Source organism: Nocardioides daedukensis, from assembly GCF_013408415.1.
Classification (GTDB): Bacteria; Actinomycetota; Actinomycetes; order Propionibacteriales; family Nocardioidaceae; genus Nocardioides; species Nocardioides daedukensis.
Genome location: NZ_JACCAA010000001.1, coordinates 1,779,407 through 1,799,267, shown reverse-complemented (window position 1 = coordinate 1,799,267; position 19,861 = coordinate 1,779,407). Strand labels below are relative to the sequence as shown.

General features: G+C 68.2%; 17 protein-coding genes. 15 read left to right on the top strand and 2 right to left on the bottom strand.

Annotated features, from left to right (window positions below):
* The first annotated feature begins 28 nt into the window (after window positions 1-28).
* The 14 genes from BJ980_RS08955 to npdG all read left to right on the top strand — a co-directional run bounded on the left by BJ980_RS08955 (window position 29) and on the right by npdG (window position 16,772).
* Window positions 29-775: an NADH-quinone oxidoreductase subunit C gene (locus BJ980_RS08955; protein ID WP_425490359.1), complete on the top strand. Its 747-nt coding sequence runs from the start codon at window positions 29-31 to the stop codon at window positions 773-775.
* On the top strand, window positions 775-2,115 hold the full coding sequence (locus BJ980_RS08950; RefSeq protein WP_179501974.1) for an NADH-quinone oxidoreductase subunit D: 1,341 nt from the start codon (window positions 775-777) through the stop codon (window positions 2,113-2,115). Before BJ980_RS08955 ends, BJ980_RS08950 begins: the two co-directional genes overlap by 1 nt.
* Window positions 2,112-2,882: an NADH-quinone oxidoreductase subunit NuoE gene (gene nuoE, locus BJ980_RS08945; RefSeq protein WP_179501973.1), complete on the top strand. Its 771-nt coding sequence runs from the start codon at window positions 2,112-2,114 to the stop codon at window positions 2,880-2,882. The genes BJ980_RS08950 and nuoE overlap by 4 nt, the downstream gene beginning before the upstream one ends.
* Window positions 2,879-4,189, top strand: a complete 1,311-nt coding sequence (nuoF, locus tag BJ980_RS08940) for an NADH-quinone oxidoreductase subunit NuoF (protein WP_179501972.1) — start codon at window positions 2,879-2,881, stop codon at window positions 4,187-4,189. The genes nuoE and nuoF overlap by 4 nt, the downstream gene beginning before the upstream one ends.
* Window positions 4,186-6,621 carry an NADH-quinone oxidoreductase subunit G gene (locus tag BJ980_RS08935; RefSeq protein WP_179501971.1) on the top strand — a complete coding sequence of 812 codons (2,436 nt, stop codon included), beginning with the start codon at window positions 4,186-4,188 and terminating at the stop codon, window positions 6,619-6,621. The genes nuoF and BJ980_RS08935 overlap by 4 nt, the downstream gene beginning before the upstream one ends.
* The gene (gene nuoH, locus BJ980_RS08930; protein WP_179501970.1) at window positions 6,618-7,943 is read left to right on the top strand and encodes an NADH-quinone oxidoreductase subunit NuoH; all 1,326 of its coding nucleotides are present in this window, start codon (window positions 6,618-6,620) and stop codon (window positions 7,941-7,943) included. The genes BJ980_RS08935 and nuoH overlap by 4 nt, the downstream gene beginning before the upstream one ends.
* Window positions 7,943-8,530, top strand: coding sequence for an NADH-quinone oxidoreductase subunit NuoI (nuoI, locus tag BJ980_RS08925; RefSeq protein ID WP_179501969.1), 588 nt, complete (start codon window positions 7,943-7,945; stop codon window positions 8,528-8,530). The genes nuoH and nuoI overlap by 1 nt, the downstream gene beginning before the upstream one ends.
* Window positions 8,527-9,426, top strand: a complete 900-nt coding sequence (locus tag BJ980_RS08920) for an NADH-quinone oxidoreductase subunit J (protein WP_179501968.1) — start codon at window positions 8,527-8,529, stop codon at window positions 9,424-9,426. The genes nuoI and BJ980_RS08920 overlap by 4 nt, the downstream gene beginning before the upstream one ends.
* The gene (nuoK, locus tag BJ980_RS08915; RefSeq protein ID WP_179501967.1) at window positions 9,426-9,725 is read left to right on the top strand and encodes an NADH-quinone oxidoreductase subunit NuoK; all 300 of its coding nucleotides are present in this window, start codon (window positions 9,426-9,428) and stop codon (window positions 9,723-9,725) included. The genes BJ980_RS08920 and nuoK overlap by 1 nt, the downstream gene beginning before the upstream one ends.
* Window positions 9,726-9,792: 67 nt before the next feature.
* Window positions 9,793-11,706, top strand: coding sequence for an NADH-quinone oxidoreductase subunit L (gene nuoL, locus BJ980_RS08910; protein WP_343047910.1), 1,914 nt, complete (start codon window positions 9,793-9,795; stop codon window positions 11,704-11,706).
* Window positions 11,703-13,283 carry an NADH-quinone oxidoreductase subunit M gene (locus BJ980_RS08905; protein ID WP_179501966.1) on the top strand — a complete coding sequence of 527 codons (1,581 nt, stop codon included), beginning with the start codon at window positions 11,703-11,705 and terminating at the stop codon, window positions 13,281-13,283. Before nuoL ends, BJ980_RS08905 begins: the two co-directional genes overlap by 4 nt.
* Complete coding sequence (gene nuoN / locus BJ980_RS08900) at window positions 13,283-14,866, top strand: NADH-quinone oxidoreductase subunit NuoN (protein ID WP_179501965.1); 1,584 nt, start codon at window positions 13,283-13,285, stop codon at window positions 14,864-14,866. The genes BJ980_RS08905 and nuoN overlap by 1 nt, the downstream gene beginning before the upstream one ends.
* On the top strand, window positions 14,863-15,873 hold the full coding sequence (locus tag BJ980_RS08895; protein WP_179501964.1) for a polyprenyl synthetase family protein: 1,011 nt from the start codon (window positions 14,863-14,865) through the stop codon (window positions 15,871-15,873). Before nuoN ends, BJ980_RS08895 begins: the two co-directional genes overlap by 4 nt.
* Before the next feature lie 221 nt (window positions 15,874-16,094).
* A complete protein-coding gene (gene npdG / locus BJ980_RS08890; RefSeq protein WP_179501963.1) occupies window positions 16,095-16,772 on the top strand; it encodes an NADPH-dependent F420 reductase in 678 nt (225 codons plus the stop codon).
* A gap of 53 nt (window positions 16,773-16,825) precedes the next feature.
* On the opposite strand, the gene rarD is transcribed toward npdG, so the two are convergent.
* The gene (rarD, locus tag BJ980_RS08885) at window positions 16,826-17,749 is read right to left on the bottom strand and encodes an EamA family transporter RarD (RefSeq protein WP_179501962.1); all 924 of its coding nucleotides are present in this window, start codon (window positions 17,747-17,749) and stop codon (window positions 16,826-16,828) included.
* A gap of 102 nt (window positions 17,750-17,851) precedes the next feature.
* On the opposite strand from rarD, the gene BJ980_RS08880 reads away from it, so the two are divergent.
* Complete coding sequence (locus BJ980_RS08880) at window positions 17,852-18,559, top strand: hypothetical protein (RefSeq protein WP_179501961.1); 708 nt, start codon at window positions 17,852-17,854, stop codon at window positions 18,557-18,559.
* A 182-nt stretch (window positions 18,560-18,741) separates the two neighbouring features.
* Here the strand turns inward: BJ980_RS08880 and BJ980_RS08875 are convergent, their stop codons facing one another.
* The gene (locus BJ980_RS08875; protein ID WP_179501960.1) at window positions 18,742-19,860 is read right to left on the bottom strand and encodes a 2-oxoacid:ferredoxin oxidoreductase subunit beta; all 1,119 of its coding nucleotides are present in this window, start codon (window positions 19,858-19,860) and stop codon (window positions 18,742-18,744) included.
* Window position 19,861: the final 1 nt, after the last annotated feature.

Genomic DNA, 19,861 nt, shown 5'->3' with positions numbered 1-19,861 from the left:
GTAGTGGAGGTAGGACGAGGAACGAGTCCTGCCGGAGCGAGGCACCGCAGCGTTCGTCGCGGGAGGGTTTCAGATGAGTGATGAGAAGAAGCCGGATCAGCCCGCACTGAGGCAGTCCCCGGAGAACCTGCCCACACCCCCCGGTGCGGTGGAGTCGGTCGGCGCCCGCACCGGCATGTTCGGCGTCAAGGGCAGCGGCGACACGTCCGGCTATGGCGGACTGGTCAAGCCGGTGGTCTTCCCCGGTGCCGCCCAGCGCCCCTATGGCGGCTGGTTCGACACCGTCGCCGACGGCCTGGGTGGACTCGTCGACCGGGTGGTCATCCACCGCAACGAGATCACCTTCCACATCTCGCGCGAGAACCTCGTCGAGGCCGCGAAGAAGCTGCGCGACGACCCGAGCCTGCGCTTCGAGTTCGCCTCCGGCGTCAGCGGTGTGCACTATCCCGATGACCACGGCCGTGAGCTGCACGCGGTCTACCACCTGCTGTCGATGACCTGGAACCGCCGGATCCGCCTCGAGGTCACCGCCCCCGACGCCGATCCCCACATCCCCAGCCTGATCGCGACCTATCCCACGCTCGACTGGCACGAGCGCGAGACGTGGGACTTCTTCGGGATCATCTTCGACGGACACCCGGCGCTGACCCGGATCCAGATGCCCGACGACTGGCCGGGCCACCCACAGCGCAAGGACTACCCGCTCGGCGGGATTCCCGTGGAATACAAGGGCGGAACCATCCCGCCGCCGGACCAGCGGAGGTCCTACAACTGATGTCGACCGAACAAGACATGTACGCCGGCACCGCGGAGACCAGCCAGGGCCGGGTCTTCACCGTCACCGGTCAGGACTGGGACTCCGTCGTCGACGGTGTCGCCGAGCACGCCGACGAGCGCGTCGTGGTCAACATGGGGCCACAGCACCCCTCGACCCACGGCGTACTCCGGCTGATCCTCGAGCTCGAGGGCGAGACGGTGACCGAGGCCCGCTGCGGCATCGGCTATCTCCACACCGGCATCGAGAAGAACATGGAGTACCGCTCCTGGGTGCAGGGCGTCACCTTCTGCACCCGGATGGACTACCTCGCGCCGTTCGCCAACGAGCTGACCTACTGCCTGGGCGTGGAGCGACTTCTGGACGTCGAGGACCAGATCCCCGAGAAGGCCCAGGTCATGCGGGTCCTGCTCTCCGAGCTCAACCGCATCTCCTCGCACCTGGTCGCGATCGCCACCGGCGGCATGGAGATCGGCGCACTGACCGTGATGACGATCGGCTTCCGCGAGCGTGAGCTCGTGCTCGACCTGTTCGAGCTGATCACCGGCCTGCGGATGAACCACGCGTTCATCCGCCCCGGCGGCGTCGCCCAGGACCTCCCGCCCGGCGCACTGGACGAGATCCGCGACTTCGTCGCCCTGATGAAGAAGCGCCTGCCGGAGTACGCCGCCCTGTGCAACGCGAACCCGATCTTCCGCCGGCGTCTCGAGGGTGTCGGTCACCTCAACCTCGAGGGCTGCATGGCGCTCGGCATCACCGGACCGGTGCTGCGCTCGACCGGCTACGCCTGGGACCTGCGCAAGTCCGAGCCCTACAGCGGCTACGAGGACTATGACTTCGAGGTCCAGACCTGGGACACCAGCGACTCCTACGGTCGCTTCCGGATCCGGCTCAACGAGATGCACGAGTCCCTCAAGATCGTCGAGCAGGCCGCCGAGCGCCTTGCCGGACTCGAGGGTGCGCCGGTGATGATCGCCGACAAGAAGATCGCCTGGCCCAGCCAGCTCGCGATCGGCAGCGACGGCATGGGCAACAGCCTCGACCACATCCGCCACATCATGGGCGAGTCGATGGAGGCGCTGATCCACCACTTCAAGCTGGTCACCGAGGGGTTCCGGGTGCCGCCGGGCCAGGCCTACGTCCCGGTCGAGTCGCCACGCGGCGAGCTCGGTGCGCACGTGGTCTCCGACGGCGGAACGCGCCCGTTCCGCGCGCACTTCCGGGACCCGTCGTTCACCAACCTGCAGGCCACCAGCGTGATGAGCGAGGGCGGCATGGTCGCCGACGTCATCGTCGCGATCGCCAGCATCGACCCGGTGATGGGAGGCGTGGACCGATGAACGAGCTGAGCACCACGACGTACGACGAGCTCAAGCAGATCGCGGCCCGTTATCCGCAGGCCCGCTCCGGCCTGCTGCCGATGCTGCACCTGGTGCAGAGCGCCCAGGGCAAGGTCACTCCCGAGGGCATCCAGGCGTGCTCGGAGATCCTCGGGATCAGCCCCGCCGAGGTGTCCGGCGTCGCGACGTTCTACACGATGTACAAGCGTCGCCCGGTCGGCGACTACCACGTCGGGGTCTGCACCAACACGCTCTGCGCGGTGATGGGCGGGGACCTGATCCTGGAACGGCTCAAGGACCACCTCGACGTCGGCAACGACGAGACCGCCGAGAAGCGCGACGGCGATGCCGCGACGGTCTCCCTCGAGCACGTCGAGTGCAACGCGGCCTGTGACTATGCGCCGGTGGTGATGGTCAACTGGGAGTTCATGGACAACCAGACGCCGGAGTCCGCGACGCAGCTGGTCGACGACCTGCGAGCCGGCACGGAGGTGCACTCCACCCGCGGCCCGAGGCTGCGCACCTGGCGCGAGGGTGAGCGCGTGCTCGCCGGCTTCCCCGACGACCTGGCCGACGAGGGCCCGGGCGCTGGCCCGGCGTCGTTGGCGGGCCTGGGCATCGCCCGCGAGAACGGCTGGTCCGCGCAGTCCACCGATGACGAGGCGAACAAGGGCGACCAGGTCGCCGACACGAAGGTCGGTGCTGCCGAGCAGGCCGACACCTCGCGCGCGGAGTCGGAGACAAAGGCGGAAGAGGGCAAGGAATGACCGACATGCTGACCCCGGTCCTCACCGACAACTGGGACGCCGAACGCAGCTGGACCCTTGACTCCTACCAGGAGCAGGGCGGCTACCGCGCGCTCGACAAGGCGCTGGCACAGAGCCAGGACTCGATCATCGAGCAGGTCAAGGACTCCGGGCTGCGCGGTCGTGGCGGCGCGGGCTTCCCGACCGGGATGAAGTGGTCCTTCATCCCGCAGGACAACCCGAAGCCGAAATACCTGGTCGTCAACGCTGACGAGTCGGAGCCGGGCACCTGCAAGGACATCCCGCTAATGATGGCCAGCCCGCACACGCTGATCGAGGGAGTGATCATCTCCTCCTACGCGATCCGGGCGAACCACGCGTTCATCTATGTCCGGGGCGAGGTGATCCACGTCGTACGACGCCTCCAGCGCGCCGTGCAGGAGGCCTACCTGGCCGGGCACCTCGGCAAGGACATCCACGGCTCCGGCTATGACCTCGACCTGGTCATCCACGCCGGCGCCGGTGCCTACATCTGCGGCGAGGAGACCGCGCTCCTCGACTCGCTCGAGGGACGTCGCGGCCAGCCGCGGTTGCGCCCGCCGTTCCCGGCCGTGGCCGGCCTCTATGCCAGCCCCACCGTGATCAACAACGTCGAGTCGATCGCCTCCGTGCCCTCGATCATCGACCGCGGAGCCGACTGGTTCTCCAGCCTCGGCACCGAGAAGTCCAAGGGCTTCGTGATCTATTCGCTCTCCGGGCACGTCAAGAAGCCGGGACAGTACGAAGCCCCGCTCGGCATCACCCTGCGCCAGCTGCTCGACCTCGGTGGCGGGATGCGCGAGGGCAGTGAGCTGAAGTTCTGGACCCCCGGTGGGTCCAGCACCCCGCTGCTCACCGCGGAGCACCTCGACATGCCGCTCGACTACGAGGCAGTCGGTGCCGCCGGCTCGATGCTCGGCACCCGCGCGCTGCAGATCTTCGACCAGACCACCTGCGTGGTGCGCGCCGTGCTGCGCTGGACGGAGTTCTACAAGCACGAGTCCTGTGGCAAGTGCACCCCGTGCCGCGAGGGCACGTGGTGGCTGGTCCAGGCGCTCACCCGCCTGGAGAACGGCCACGGCTCCGAGGACGACCTGGAGCTGCTCCTCGACCAGTGCGACAACATCCTCGGCCGCGCCTTCTGCGCACTCGGCGACGGGGCGACGAGCCCGATCACCTCCTCGATCCAATACTTCCGCGAGGAATACCTGGCCCACCTCACCCACGGTGGCTGCCCCTTCGACCCCGCGCGAAGCACCGCGTGGGCTGAGCAAGAGGTGACCTCATGACCGCGACGCCGGAGAAGACCGACCTCGTCACCGTCACGATCGACGGCATCCAGGTCAGCGTCCCCAAGGACACCCTGGTGATCCGAGCCGCCGAGCAGATCGGCACCCAGATCCCGCGGTTCTGCGACCACCCGCTGCTGGCTCCGGTCGGCGCCTGCCGGCAGTGCATGGTCGAGGTCCCCGACGCCGGCAACGGCCGCGCGATGCCCAAGCCGCAGGCCTCCTGCACCCTGGCCGTCGCCGACGGCATGGTGGTCAACACGCAGGTCTCCTCCCCGGTCGCCGACAAGGCGCAACAGGGGATGATGGAGTTCCTGCTGATCAACCACCCGCTCGACTGCCCGGTCTGCGACAAGGGCGGCGAGTGCCCCCTGCAGAACCAGGCGATGTCCAACGGGCGTGCTGAGTCCCGTTTCTCCGCCACCGGTGGCGTGAAGCGGACGTTCCCCAAGCCGATCAACATCTCGGCGCAGATCCTGCTCGACCGCGAGCGCTGCATCGTCTGCCAGCGCTGCACCCGTTTCGCTGATGAGATCGCCGGTGACCCGTTCATCTCCCTGATCGAGCGCGGGGCGCAGCAGCAGATCGGGATCGCCCCCGACGCCCCGTTCCTGTCCTACTTCTCGGGCAACACCATCCAGATCTGCCCGGTCGGCGCGCTCACCAGTGCCGACTACCGCTTCCGGTCACGCCCCTTCGACCTGGTCTCCACGCCTGCCATCGCGGAGCACGACTCCTGCGGTGCCGCGATCCGCGTCGACCACCGCCGCGGCAAGGTGATGCGCCGACTCGCAGGCAACGACCCCGAGGTCAATGAGGAGTGGATCACCGACAAGGACCGCTTCGCCTTCCACTATGCGCGACAGGCCGACCGGCTCACCCACCCGCTGGTCCGTGACGAGGAGAGCGGCGAGCTCCGTGCCGCATCCTGGCCCGAGGCATTCACCGTCGCCGCGCGCGGTCTCGCGGCCGCTCGCGACGCCCTCGGTGTCGGCGTGATCCCCGGTGGTCGCCTGATCGCCGAGGACGCCTACGGCTATGCGAAGTTCGCCCGCACGGTGCTGGGCACCAACGACATCGACTTCCGCGCCCGGCCGCACTCCGCCGAGGAGGCGAACTTCCTGGCCAGCGAGGTCGTGCTGCGGATGCCGGTGACGTACGCCGACCTTGAGCGCGCCTCGGTCGTCGTACTGGCCGGCCTCGAACCCGAGGACGAGGCCGGGACGATCTTCCTGCGCCTGCGCAAGGCAGTCGCCGCCGGGACCCGCGTCGTGGCCGTCGCACCGTTCGCCTCCCGGGGTTTGGGCAAGCTCAACGCTCACCTGGTCGCGACCAGCGCAGGCGACGAGGCCAAGGCCCTGGCCGCTCTCGCCGAGGACGGCGAGGCCGCCCTCGACGGCGGCGCCGTGATCCTCGTCGGTGAGCGCCTGGCCACTGTGCCCGGCGCCCTCAGCGCAGCCCAGGACCTGGCCCGGACCACCGGCGCCCGACTCGCCTGGGTGCCGCGTCGTGCCGGCGACCGCGGTGCGGTGGAGACCGGCTGCCTGCCCAACCTGCTGCCCGGTGGCCGCCCGGTCGCCGATGCCGCGGCCCGAGTCGACGCCGCCACCGCCTGGGGTGTCGAGAGCCTCCCGGAGACACCCGGGCGCGACGGCAACGCGATCATCGCCGCGGCGGCGGCCGGCGAGCTGTCCGGCCTGGTGCTGGGCGGCATCGACCCCGACGACTTCGCCGATCCGGTCGCCGTGCGCCAGGCGATCGAGAGAGCCGGCTTCGTGGTCAGCCTCGAGCTGCGCGAGACCGAGGTGACCCGGCACGCCGACGTGGTCTTCCCCGTCGCCCCGGTCAGCGACAAGGCCGGCACGTTCGTGACCTGGGAGGGCCGCCCGCGGTCCTTCGAGGCCGTCCTGGCCAACCCCGGCTCACTTCCCGACCTGCGGATCCTGGCCGGCATCGCCGAGGAGTCCGGCGTCTCGCTGGGCTTCCGGACCGTGCCCGAGGCCCGTCAGCAGATGGAGGAGATGGGTCCGTGGGACGGCGAGCGGGCACCCGCCGCCGCACCCCCCAAGATCAAGGAACGCCGCCTGGCGCGCAACAAGTTCTGGCTCGCGACCTGGAAGCAGATGCTGGACAACGGCAGCCTCCAGGACGGAGAGTCCGCGCTCGCCCAGACCGCCCGGCGACCCGTGATCAGCGTGCCGCAGGCGACCTTCGACGTGCTCAAGGGCGCCACCCACGTCACCCTCACCGGTGACCGCGGCCAGGTGACGCTCCCGGTGACGGCCTCGGCGGACCTGCCCGAGGACACCGTGTGGATGCCGGCCAACAACCACGGCAACGGTGTGCTCGCCGACCTGGCCTCGCCGGGCTCGGCGGTCACCGTGCGCGCAGCCAAGGCTGACGAGCTGCCGGCAGAGGAGGAGCAGGCATGATCTCCGCACTCACCACCCTGGCGGCCGAGCCCACCGACAGCCTGTCGGCGTTCGGACAGGACCCCTGGTGGCTGGTCCTGGTCAAGGCAGTCCTGATCTTCGTCGTCCTGGTCCTGCTCACCCTGTTCAACATCTGGTGGGAGCGCCGGGTCGTGGCGCGGATGCAGCACCGCATCGGCCCCAACGTGAACGGTCCCTTCGGCCTGCTGCAGTCACTGGCCGACGGCGTGAAGCTGGCGCTGAAGGAGGACATCATCCCGAAGGCGGCCGACAAGGCCGTCTACATCATCGCGCCGGTGATCGCCGCGATCCCCGCGTTCCTCACCTTCGCGGTGATCCCGTTCGGGCCCGAGGTGAACATGTTCGGCGAGCGCACCCCGCTGCAGCTCACCGACATGCCCGTCGCGGTGCTGTTCGTGATGGCGATCGCCTCGATCGGGATCTACGGCATCGTGCTCGGCGGCTGGTCGAGCGGATCGACGTACTCCCTGCTCGGTGGACTGCGCTCCAGCGCCCAGATGATCTCCTACGAGGTCGCGATGGGCCTGGCCCTGGTCACCGTCTTCCTCTATGCCGGGTCCCTGTCCACCAGCGAGATCGTCGCCGCGCAGGAGGACCGCTGGTTCGTCTTCGCGCTGGTCCCCTCCTTCGTGATCTATGTGATCGCCATGGTCGGCGAGACCAACCGCGCGCCGTTCGACCTCCCCGAGGCCGAGGGCGAGCTGGTCGGCGGCTTCCACACCGAATATTCATCGCTGAAGTTCGCGCTGTTCTTCCTCGCCGAATACATCAACATGGCGACCGTCTCCGCGCTGGCCACCACCCTGTTCCTCGGCGGCTGGCGTGCGCCGTGGCCGATCTCCCAGGTCTGGGAGGGCTCGAACGAGGGCTACTGGCCGCTGCTGTGGTTTTTCGCCAAGATGTTCGGCTTCATCTTCATGTTCATCTGGCTGCGCGGTTCCCTGCCCCGCCTGCGCTACGACCAGTTCATGGCGTTCGGCTGGAAGGTCCTGATCCCGGTCTCGCTGGTCTGGATCGTCCTGGTCGCGACCGTGCGCGTGATCGACAACGAGGGTGGGCTGGACCGCAACCAGCTGATCGTGATCACCGGCATCGTGCTGGCGGTATTCCTGGTGGTCTCGTTCCTGCCCGAGCGCAAGAAAACGGCCGCTGGGTCCGACGCTGGCCACGCCAACGCCGAGCTCTCCGCCGAGCGTGCCGGGACCGACGTACCCTCCGGCGCCTATCCCGTTCCGCCGATGCCCGCACAGGGTGCGGTGCGCGGCGGCGCGGAGCCACTGACTTTTCGTGAGGAGATCTGATGGCTGAGGAGTCACGCGGCATCAAGGAGACCCTGTGGGACCCGGTCGCCGGGTTCGGGGTCACCTTCCGCACCATGTTCAGGAAGGTGGTCACTGAGCAGTACCCCTTCGAGAAGCAACCCACCGCCCCGCGCTTCCACGGCCGGCACCAGCTCAACCGCTGGCCCGACGGCCTGGAGAAGTGCATCGGCTGCGAGCTGTGCGCCTGGGCCTGCCCGGCCGACGCGATCTATGTCGAGGGCGCCGACAACGTCGACGGCCCCCTCGAGGGCGAGGAGTCGGGCCGGTTCTCGCCCGGCGAGCGCTATGGCCGCGTCTACCAGATCAACTACCTGCGCTGCATCCTGTGCGGCCTGTGCATCGAGGCCTGCCCGACCCGCGCGCTGACGATGACCAACGAGTACGAGCTGGCCGACGACAACCGCAAGGACCTCATCTACGAGAAGTCCGACCTGCTCGCGCCGCTGCTCCCCGGCATGGTCCAGCCGCCGCACGAGATGCTGATCGGCGAGACCGACGGCGACTACTACCGCGGCGAGTTCAAGGCCCGTGCCGAGGCGCCCGAGCAGCAGGAGGGCGGCCAGTGACCGCGTTCTGGATCCTGGCGCCGATCATGGTGATCGCCGCCCTCGGCATCCTCTTCGTCCGCAAGGCCGTGCACGCCGCACTGCTGCTGGCCGTGGTGATGATCTCGCTGGCCGTGCTCTACGCCGTCCTCGAGGCACCGTTCCTCTTCGCGGTGCAGATCATCGTCTACACCGGCGCGATCCTGATGCTCTTCCTGTTCGTGCTGATGCTGGTCGGCGTCGACGCCTCCGACTCGGTGGTCGAGACGATCCGCGGACAGCGCCTGCTCGCCACGATCTTCGGGCTGCTCTTCGGCCTGACCCTGGTCATCGGCATCTCCCAGGTCAGTTTCGGCGCGATGGGTGGCCTGGCCGAGGCGAACGCCGCAGGCAACGTCCAGGGCCTGGCCAACCTGCTGTTCAGCAAATATGTCTTCGCCTTCGAGGCCACCTCGGCGCTGCTGATCACCGCAGCCATCGGCGCGATGGTGCTCGCCCACCGCGAGCGCTTGGTGCCCAAGGAGACCCAGGGACAGGCCGCCGACCGGCGGATGCGCGAGTACGCCGAGACCGGACGCCACCCGGGCCCGCTCCCGGCCCCGGGGGTCTTCGCCCGGCACAACTCCGTGGACACCCCGGCGCTCCTCCCGGACGGCACCACGGCACAGGACTCGATCTCCCGCGTGCTCGCTGCGCGGGGCACGGTGCGCTCCGCGCCCGCGATGGCCGAGGCCATCGACGAGGTCCAGCGCCAGCTCGGCATCGAGGTCGCACGGGCACCCGAGGTCTCCGGCAGGTCCGGGGCTGCGGCCTCGACCGAGGAACAGCCGCCGCCGCCCGGAACTCCGACGTCGGGAACGGCCCAACCGGGCCGCCAGGCACCGGCCCAGGGCCCTGTCGCGGGGGAGGATGACTGATGGAGACCGAACCCTGGATCCTGCTCTCGGCGATCCTCTTCACGATCGGCGCCATCGGTGTGCTGGTCCGGCGCAACGCCATCGTGGTCTTCATGTGCGTGGAGCTGATGCTCAACGCCTCGAACCTTGCCCTGGTCACCTTCGCCAAGGCCCACGGCAACCTCGACGGGCAGGTGGCGGCCTTCTTCGTGATGGTCGTGGCCGCCGCCGAGGTCGTGGTCGGACTGGCGATCATCATGACCATCTTCCGGACCCGGCGATCGGCCTCGGTCGACGACGCGAGCCTGTTGAAGTACTGAGGTGACTGACTTGACGACCCAGATTGCTCCGCTCCTGACGGGGCTCGCAACCGACGTGCACGTGCCCGTGCTGTCACCGGTGGCGGCCGACGGGATCTTCTCCCTGTCCTGGCTGCTGATCGTGCTGCCGCTGGCCGGTGCCGCCATCCTGCTGGTGGGAGGACGGCGTACCAACGCGTGGGGCCACCTGCTCGGCACGGCCACCGCAGTGGGCGCCTTCGTGCTCGGACTGATCACCTTCTTCGCCCTGATGGGCCGCGACGGTGACGACCGGCAGGTGCTCAACCACCTGTTCACCTGGATCGAGGTCGGTGGCTTCGAGGTCGGCATGGACCTCCTCGTCGACCAGCTCTCGATCCTGTTCGTGCTGCTGATCACCGGTGTCGGCTCGCTGATCCACATCTACTCCATCGGGTACATGGAGCACGACGAGCGGCGTCGGCGCTTCTTCGGCTATCTCAACCTCTTCATCGCGGCCATGCTCACCCTGGTCCTGGCCGGCAACTACCTGGTCGTCTTCCTGGGCTGGGAGGGCGTCGGCCTGGCGTCGTACCTGCTGATCGGCTTCTGGCAGCACAAGCCGAGTGCCGCGGCCGCGGCCAAGAAGGCGTTCGTGATCAACCGCGTTGGTGACATCGGGATGTCGCTGGCGATCATGCTCATCTTCGTCACCTTCGGCACCATCTCGTTCGCCGGCGTCAGTGCCGCGGCCGAGGGTGCGAGTGAGTCGACGATGACCGCGATCGGGCTGCTGCTCCTGCTCGGAGCCTGCGGCAAGAGCGCCCAGGTGCCGTTGCAGGCCTGGCTCCTGGACGCGATGGAGGGCCCGACCCCGGTCTCGGCCCTGATCCACGCGGCAACCATGGTCACCGCCGGCGTCTATCTCGTGGTCCGGTCCAACTTCATCTACGAGTTCGCACCGACCGCCCAGACCGCCGTGGTCCTGGTCGCCGTGGTCACGCTGCTGTGGGGTGCGGTCATCGGTTGTGCCAAGGACGACATCAAGAAGGTGCTGGCCGGCTCCACGATGAGCCAGATCGGCTACATGATGCTCGGTGCCGGTCTCGGCCCGGCCGGCTATGCGTTCGCGATCTTCCACCTGATCACCCACGGCTTCTTCAAGGCCAACATGTTCCTCGGTGCCGGCTCGGTGATGCACGCGATGGACGACGACGTGAACATGCGGCACTACGGCGCGCTGAGGAAGGCGCTCCCAGTGACCTTCCTGACCTTCGCCATGGGCTATCTCGCGATCATCGGCTTCCCGGGCTTCGCCGGGTTCTGGTCGAAGGACAAGATCATCGAGGCCGCGTTCGCCGAGAACATCGTGGTCGGCATCGCCGCCCTGATCGGTGCCGGCGTCACGGCGTTCTACATGACCCGACTGATGCTGCTGACCTTCTTCACCCCCGAGCCGGACGGCCACGGGCGTTGGGAGGACGGCGTACACCCGCACGAGTCGCCGAAGGTGATGACCATCCCGCTGATCGTGCTCGGTGCACTGTCGGTGCTCGGTGGGGCGCTGCTCATCAACAACTGGATCGTCGACTGGCTCTCGCCGGTCGTCGGCGAGGTCCACCACGGACACCTGCCGGTGCCGGTCCTCGTGCTCACGCTCATCGTGGTCGCGACCGTCGCTGCCGGTGTTGCCCTTGCCTGGTTCACGATCGGAAGGACTCAGGTGCCCCGCGTCGCACCCACGGACGTCTCCGTTTTCACGAGAGCGGCCCGCGCCGACCTCTACGGGGACACCATCAACGACACCCTGGTGGTCACGCCCGGTCGCCACCTCGTGGCCGGTCTGACCACCTTCGACAACAGCGTCATCGACGGCGCCGTCGAGGGGCAGGCCGCCGGGATGGGTGGCCTGGCCCGCGTCTCCCGGACGGTGCAGAACGGCTTCGTGCGCTCCTACGCCCTCTGGGTGCTGGTCGGCGCCTCCCTCGTGGTGCTCGTGATGCTGGGGGTGAACGGCCTGTGAACGACTTCCCTTGGCTGAGCCTGATCGTGCTGGTCCCGTTGCTGGGAGCACTCGCGACCCGCTTCGTGCCTGCTGGTGGCGGAGTGGGTGGGAGCGTCTCGCTGCTGCCGAAGTACGTCGCACTCGGCACCTCGGTGATCACCTTCGTGCTCTCCGCCGTGGTGGCGCTCCGCTTCGTCAACCACAACGGCATGCAGTTCACCGAGACGCACGAGTGGATCCCCGCCTTCGGCGCGCACTATGCGCTCGGGGTCGACGGCATCGGGCTGACCCTCGTGCTGCTGACCACGCTGCTGGTCCCCGTGGTGATCCTCGGCTCCTGGTACGACGCCGACGAGATCGCCCCGGACGGCACCGTCGTCTCGCGAGCTGGCTCCTACTTCGGGTGGATGCTGGCCATGCAGGCGATGGCGCTCGTGGTCTTCATGGCCCAGGACGTCTTCCTGTTCTACGTCGCCTTCGAGGCGACGCTGATCCCGGCGTACTTCCTGATCGGGCACTTCGGTGGCGCCGACCGGGCCCAGCGGGCCAAGGCGGCAGTGAAGTTCCTGCTCTACATGCTGGCCGGCGGACTGATCATGCTGGCCTCAGTCGTGGGGCTCTACGCGGTCTCCGCCAACGCCGGCGAGCCGACGTACCTGATCTCCGACCTGGCCTCGCTCGACATCGACAAGGAGACCGGTCGCTGGCTGTTCCTCGGCTTCTTCATCGCCTTCGCGATCAAGGCGCCGCTCTTCCCGGTGCACACCTGGCTGCCGGACACCACGGCCGCGGCCACCCCCGGCACGTCCGTGCTGCTGATCTGCGTGCTCGACAAGATCGGCACCTACGGCATGCTGCGGTTCTGCCTGGGCATGTTCCCGGAGGCCTCGCAGTGGGCCACGCCGGTGGTCATCGTGCTGGCCCTGATCAGCATCATCTATGGAGCGCTGCTGGCGATCGGCCAGGACGACATGCTCCGCCTGATCGGCCTGACCTCGCTGTCGCACTTCGGCTTCATCGTGCTCGGCATCTTCGTGATGAACAGCCAGGGCATGTCCGGCGCGACGTTCTACATGTTCAACCACGGCGTCGCGACGGCGATCCTCTTCCTGGTCGCCGGCTACCTGATCCGTCGTCGCGGATCGACGCTGATCAGCGACCACGGGGGAGTGGAGAAGAAGGCCCCGATCCTGGCCGGCCTCTTCCTGATCGGTGGCCTCGGCACGCTGGGGCTGCCCGGCCTCTCGCCGTTCGTCTCGGAGTTCCTGGTCCTGGTCGGCGGATTCGCCCACCACTGGGTCGTCGGCGCCTTCGCGGTGACCGGGATCGTGCTCGCCGCGATCTACGTGCTCTGGATGTACCAGAAGATCATGACCGGCCCGACGCACCCGCAGGTGGAGACCTTCACCGACGTCAGCCCCCGTGAGGTCGGCGCGATCGCGCCGCTGGTGCTGGCGATGGTGCTCTTCGGCTTCTATCCGCAACCGCTGCTCGACGTGATCAATCCCGCCGTCGCGGCAACCATGGACTACGTCGGAACGGCGGATGAACCGCCCACCGTGCCGACCGTCGACACCGAAGGGGGCGAGCACTGATGGAGTTCGTGAAGCCCGTCATCGAGTACGCCGAGCTCTCGCCGTTGCTGATCGTCTTCGGCGTCGCCTGCCTGGGCGTCCTCGTCGAGGCGTTCGTCCCGCGTGGTGGTCGTTATCTGGCCCAGGTGAGCCTCGGTCTCCTCGGCACCCTGGCCGCCCTGGGTGCGGTCATCTGGGTCGGGATCGACCTCGAGAAGCACGGGTCCGCCCGCGGCCTGGTGGCCGCGGAAGGCGCCCTGGCCGTCGACGGACCGGCGATCTTCCTGTGGGGCCTGCTGTTGGTGGTCTCCGTTGCCGGTGTCCTGCTCTTCGCCGAGCGTCGCCTCGAGGGCGGGGTCTCGGCGTTCGCCGGCCAGGCCGCAGCCCTGCCCGGCACGGAGGCCGAGCGCGAGGCATCGACGCAGGGACTGGACCACACCGAGGTCTTCCCGCTGATGATGTTCGCCCTCGGCGGGATGATGATCTTCACCTCGGCCAACGACCTGCTGACCTTCTTCGTCGGCCTCGAGGTCCTCTCCCTGCCGCTCTACCTGCTCTCCGGACTGGCCCGGCGTCGCCGCCTGCTCAGCCAGGAAGCGGCACTGAAATATTTCCTGCTCGGGGCTTTCTCCTCCGGGTTCGTGATCTATGGGATCGCGCTGGTCTACGGCTATGCCGGCTCGATGTCCTACTCGGGCATCAACGAGGCGATCGCCAACAGCACCGAGAGCCGGACTCTGCTGCTGATCGGGATCGGGCTGATCTCGGTCGGCCTGCTCTTCAAGGTCGGTGCGGTTCCGTTCCAGGCCTGGACCCCGGACGTCTATCAGGGCGCTCCGACCCAGGTCACCGCCTTCATGGCGGCCGCGACGAAGATCGCCGCGTTCGGTGCGATGCTCCGCATCTTCTATGTCGCCTTCGGCTCCGAGCGCTGGACCTGGGAGCCGATGCTGTGGGTGATTGCGATCGGCTCGATGGTGATCGGTGCAGTGCTGGCCATCGCACAGAGCGACATCAAGCGGATGCTGGCCTACTCCTCGATCACGCACACCGGGTTCCTGCTCACCGGCCTGATCGGGACCACCTCCGCGGCGACCGCGGTCGGTGACCAGATCACCTCCACCCAGTCCGTGCTCTTCTACCTGGTCACCTATGGGTTCATGACCGTCGGCGCCTTCGCGATTGTCTCGCTGGTCCGCGACGCGGGCGGGGAGGCGACCCACCTGTCCCGTTGGGCAGGCCTGGGCAAGGAGTCTCCGGTCATCGCCGGTGCGATGACCCTGTTCCTGCTCGGGTTCGCGGGCATTCCGCTGACCGCTGGCTTCAGCGGGAAGTGGGCGGTCTTCGCCTCGGCGATGTCGGGTGGAGCCTGGCCGATCGTGGTGATCGCGGTGCTGACCTCCGCACTGGCCGCGTTCTTCTACATCCGGGTGATCGTGATCATGTACTTCTCCGAGCCCCAGGGTGCTGGTCCGGCCGTCACGCTGCCCAGCTTCATGACCGCCACGGCGATCGGGCTCGGTGTCGTCGTGACCGTCGTACTGGGCGTTCTGCCCGGCCCGGTTCTCGATCTGGCAGCGCATGCGGGAGACTTCATCAGGTGACCGACCCGAACACCGGCCCCGCACTGGCCCTCCCCATCCTCGACGAGGAACTCGCCGCCCGCCTGAAGGCGCGGTTGGTCGAGGTGGAGGAAGCTCTCACTGGCCACATCCGCAGCGAGACCGAATATGTGACTACGGCTGCCCGGCACCTCATGCACGCCGGCGGGAAGCGCTTCCGCCCGCTGCTGGTGCTGCTGGCCGCGGAGACCGGCGACCAGGCCGACTCCGACGACGTGATCACTGCTGCCTGCGTGGTCGAGCTGACGCACCTGGCTTCGCTCTATCACGATGACGTGATGGACGAGGCTGACCTGCGCCGTGGGGCCGACTCGGCCAACGCCCGCTGGGACAACCACGTGGCGATCCTGACCGGTGACTTCCTGTTCTCGAAGTCCTCTGAGCTGACCGCCGACCTGGGTGCGTCTGCGGTCAGGATCCAGGCACGCACGTTCACCCGCCTGGTCGAGGGCCAGATCCTGGAGACGGTTCCGGCCCCCGAGGGCACCGACCCGATCGAGCACCACCTCCGCGTCGTCGCCGGCAAGACCGGCTCGCTGATCGCCACCTCGGCGCTGTACGGCGCCCGCTTCGGTGGCGCCGGTCAGGAGATCGAGGACGCGCTGGCGGCGTACGGCGAGCTCGTCGGCACCGCGTTCCAGCTCTCCGACGACATCCTCGACATCGCCTCCGAGTCCGAGGAGTCCGGCAAGACCCCGGGCACCGACCTGCGCGAGGGTGTGCCGACCCTGCCGGTGCTGCTCGCCCAGGCATCGTCCGATCCGGCCGACGCCCGGCTCAAGGAGCTGCTCGGCCTCGACCTCTCCGACGACGCCCTGCACGCCGAGGCGCTCGACCTGCTGCGCAAGCACCCGGCGATGGACCAGGCGCGAGCGTTCGTGGTCGAGCGCGCGGGGGAGGCCAAGGCGCTGCTCGGTGCCCTGCCCCAGGGTCCGGTCCGGTCCGCACTCGAGGCCTTCGCCGACGTGGTCGCCACCCGCACCGCCTGACCCACCCCACCCCGCCCCGCCCGGCCTGCACCGACCCGGCACTTGTTGACTGCCGGTCGTTCGTGAACAACCGCCGACTCGGCAGTTATTGACGGGTGGGGCGAGGAGTGGGGCATCAACAAGTGCCGGCTCGACGAGATTGGATCGCTGAGCCGACGGTTGTTGACGGGCGGGGTGGACACCCGCAAGTGACTCATCGGTAACGCATTAGCATCCCGAGCATGAGCGAATCCACCATCGACCTGACCGGACTCACCATCGCTGTGCTCGGCGGCACCGGCCCCCAGGGCCGCGGCCTTGCCCGGCGCTTCGCGCAAGCCGGACTGAACGTGGTGCTCGGCAGCCGCACCACCGAGAAGGGTGAGGCAGCGGCCAAGGAGCTCAGCGAGGCGATCGGCAAGAGTGTCGCCGGTGCCGACAACGCGGGCGCGTCCGAGCAGGGCGACATCGTCCTCGTCGTCGTTCCCTGGGACGGGCACGGCGAGCTCCTCAAGTCCCTCGCCCCGCAGCTCGCTGGCAAGATCGTCGTCGACTGCGTGAACCCGCTCGGCTTCGACAAGCAGGGCGCCTATGCGCTCCACGTCGAGGAGGGCTCGGCCACCCAGCAGGCATTCGGCCTCCTCCCGGAGAGCCGCGTCGTCGGCGCTTTCCACAACGTCAGCGCCGTCCTGCTCGAGGACCCCGAGGTCACCTCGATCGAGACCGACGTACTCGTCCTCGGTGACGACCGTGAGGCCACCGACACCGTGCAGGCCCTCGCCTCGGCGATCCCCGGCGTCCGTGGCGTGTACGGCGGCCGCGTCCGCAACGCCCACCAGGTCGAGGCGCTCACCGCCAACCTGATCAGCGCCAACCGTCGCTACAAGGCGCACGCCGGCATCCGGATCACCGACGTCTGAGACGAAACCCAGTCGCCGGGTGACCCACGGTCGCCCGGCGCACGCCGGTCGCGTCAGATGGCTGAGGCGTCGGCGGCGATGCGCAGCTGACGCCGACGGTGGTTCACCGACTCGACGGTGAAGATGACCAGGGCGATCCAGACCAGGCCGAAGCCGATCCAGCGACCCAGCGGCATGTCCTCGTGGAAGAGCAGGACGCCGAGGGCGAACTGCAGGATCGGGGCGAGGTATTGCAGCAGCCCCAGGGTCACCATCGGCAGCCTGGTCGCGGCCGCGCCGAAGCAGATCAGCGGCACCGCGGTGATCAGGCCGGCGGTCATCAGGATCGCCGCGTGGCCAGCTCCGTTGCTGCCGAACTCGGAGTTGCCGGTGGCGATCAGGAAGATGACATAGCCCAGGGCGATCGGGGAGAGCACGATCGTCTCCCAGGTCAGGCTCTCCACGGCGCCGGTGTTCGCCTGCTTCTTGGCCAGGCCGTAGGTGCCGAACGAGAACGCCAGGATCAGGGCGACCCAGGGCAGTCGCCCGTAGGCGAGGGTGAGCACGATGACCGCGGCGGTCGCTATCGAGACCGCGAACCACTGCATCGGTCGGAGCCGCTCGCGGAAGACCAGCACGCCCATCAGCATCGTCACCAGTGGGTTGATGAAGTAGCCCAGTGACGCCTCGACGACGTGCCCGTTGTTGACGCCCCAGATGTAGGTGCCCCAGTTGATCGCGATCACAACCGACCCCAACGTGAGCAGGCGCCTGGTGCGCGGCGAATGCCAGATGTCACGCAGCTGCCGGGTCCGCCCGACGACGAAGATCAGGATCGCCATCGTCAGCATCGACCAGACCACCCGGTGGGCGAGGATCTCGACCGCCCCAGCTGGTTCGAGCAGCGGCCAGTAGAGCGGGAATGCCCCCCAGATGCCATAGGCCGCGACCCCGAGGATGAAGCCCTTCTGCGACTCTGAACGGGGCGGCCGGGACATGGTCAGCACTCTAGTTGGCAGATTCACCGATCGTTGGTTTCGGAGGTACGGGGAGGGGGTACATGGCTCTCGCACCGCCCACACACTCTGTCGGAGGAATCCATGAATCCCAAGCGTCTCCTTGCCGCCGTCGCCGGAGCGGCAATGCTCTCCCCCATCCCGATCGCCATGACCACCACGGCCGCCGAGGCCGCGACGACGGTGGACACCCGGATCGTGATCAACAAGACCAGCTCGGTCTACACCTACAAGACCGCGATCACCATCTCGGGACAGGTCCAGGGTCAGCACCCCCAGGACGGCTGGGGCCCGGTCGCCGAGACCCCCGGCAAGGTCGCGCTCTATCGCAAGGTCGCCCCCTACTCCAGCTGGAAGTGGGTGGCCTCTGACAGCACCGAGTCCTCCTTCAGCTTCCGCACCCTTGCCTACGCCAACACCACCTACCGGGTGGTCTACACCGGCGGCAGCACCGACTCGTGGACCTTCCCGGCGACCAGCAACTGGCGCGCGATCAAGGCCCGCCGTGACTCCGGCGCCAAGATCGTCAAGTCCTCGTCCGGTCGCCTCTACATGCAGGGCAACGTCGACCCGGGCTGGGCCAACAAGTCGGTCAAGATCGTCCGCTCGAACTACTCCAAGGGCACCTACAAGACCTACAAGTGGGTCAAGACCAACAAGTACGGCGCCTACAAGGCCTCGGTCGCTGCTCCGCGTAGCGGTCGCTACTACTACCGGGTGATCATCTCGGCGAGCGCACCTGCCTTCGTCCAGACCACCAGCCCGACCTGGTACACCTACAAGTCCTACTGAGCCGCCAGCACTCAGCGACTACGCAAAAGGGCCTCCCACCAACGGTGGGAGGCCCTTCGTGCGTGCAGGTTCAGACGAGGCTGGATCGTCGCTTCACCTGCTGCGCTCGTTCCTCGCTGCGCAGGCTCAGACTCCGGCTGGATGTCGCTTCACCTGCTGCGCTCGTTCCTCGCTGCGCAGGCTCAGACGACGGTCCAGGTGTCGCCGCCGTTGATCAGTCCGGCCAGGCGGTCGGTCGGCGTGGCGGTGACGGACTCCTGCGCGGTGGCGATCTGCTTTCGCGCCTCTTCGTCGTACGCCGGTCGCTCGACCTGGCGGAAGATGCCGATCGGGGACTGGTTGAGGTAGCCCGAGTCGGTGAGCCGGCTGATCGCGAACGCCGTGGAGGGGTCCGGGTTGTGCGCGTCGTGGACCAGGATCGCCTCGAGGCCCACGTCGGCCAACTCGGCCACCTCGACCCCGCCGCCTGCGTTGCGGATCAGGCCCTTGTTGCCCAGGCCGGTCTCCTCGTCGCGGGCGCCGAAGGTGATCGGCTCACCGTGGACCAGCGGGATGATCGCGTCGGCCTTGGTGTCGGGGCTCTTGATCGCGTCGAAGGCGCCGTCGTTGAAGATCGGGCAGTTCTGGTAGATCTCCACGAAGCTGGTGCCGTTGTGGGCGGCGGCAGCGGCGAGCACCGAGGTGAGGTGCTTGCGGTCCGAGTCGATGGTGCGGGCCACGAAGGATCCCTCGGCGCCCAGGGCGAGCGAGACCGGGTTGAACGGATGGTCCAGCGACCCGACCGGCGTGGACTTGGTGACCTTGCCGACCTCGGAGGTGGGGGAGTACTGCCCCTTGGTGAGGCCGTAGATCCGGTTGTTGAACAGCAGGATCGTCAGGTTCACGTTGCGGCGCAGGGCGTGGATCAGGTGGTTGCCGCCGATGGACAGCGCGTCACCGTCACCGGTGACCACGAAGACCGAGAGGTCTTCGCGCGCGGTGGCCAGGCCGGTCGCGATCGAGGGCGCACGCCCGTGGATCGAGTGCATGCCATAGGTGTCGAGGTAGTAGGGGAACCGCGACGAGCAGCCGATGCCGGAGATGAACACGGTGTTCTCGCGGCGGATGTTCAGGGTCGGCAGGAACGACTGGACCGCCTTGAGGACGGCGTAGTCCCCGCAACCGGGGCACCAGCGCACCTCCTGGTCGGAGGTGAAGTCCTTGCCGGTCAGCTTCGCGCCCTCGTCCACGGTGGGCACGCCCTTGAGGCCGTTCGCCAGCCCGGGGAACGGCAGGTCGGCGGTGTTGTGGGTGGTCGTCATG

Excerpts from the sequence above, each read along its gene's own strand:
- BJ980_RS08950 (WP_179501974.1), top strand. The coding sequence starts at position 775 with ATGTCGACCGAACAAGACATGTACGCCGGCACCGCGGAGACCAGCCAG.
- nuoE (WP_179501973.1), top strand. The coding sequence starts at position 2,112 with ATGAACGAGCTGAGCACCACGACGTACGACGAGCTCAAGCAGATCGCG.
- nuoF (WP_179501972.1), top strand. The coding sequence starts at position 2,879 with ATGACCGACATGCTGACCCCGGTCCTCACCGACAACTGGGACGCCGAA.
- BJ980_RS08935 (WP_179501971.1), top strand. The coding sequence starts at position 4,186 with ATGACCGCGACGCCGGAGAAGACCGACCTCGTCACCGTCACGATCGAC.
- nuoH (WP_179501970.1), top strand. The coding sequence starts at position 6,618 with ATGATCTCCGCACTCACCACCCTGGCGGCCGAGCCCACCGACAGCCTG.
- nuoI (WP_179501969.1), top strand. The coding sequence starts at position 7,943 with ATGGCTGAGGAGTCACGCGGCATCAAGGAGACCCTGTGGGACCCGGTC.
- nuoK (WP_179501967.1), top strand. The coding sequence starts at position 9,426 with ATGGAGACCGAACCCTGGATCCTGCTCTCGGCGATCCTCTTCACGATC.
- nuoN (WP_179501965.1), top strand. The coding sequence starts at position 13,283 with ATGGAGTTCGTGAAGCCCGTCATCGAGTACGCCGAGCTCTCGCCGTTG.
- npdG (WP_179501963.1), top strand. The coding sequence starts at position 16,095 with ATGAGCGAATCCACCATCGACCTGACCGGACTCACCATCGCTGTGCTC.
- rarD (WP_179501962.1), bottom strand. The coding sequence starts at position 17,749 with ATGTCCCGGCCGCCCCGTTCAGAGTCGCAGAAGGGCTTCATCCTCGGG.
- BJ980_RS08880 (WP_179501961.1), top strand. The coding sequence starts at position 17,852 with ATGAATCCCAAGCGTCTCCTTGCCGCCGTCGCCGGAGCGGCAATGCTC.
- BJ980_RS08875 (WP_179501960.1), bottom strand. The coding sequence starts at position 19,860 with ATGACGACCACCCACAACACCGCCGACCTGCCGTTCCCCGGGCTGGCG.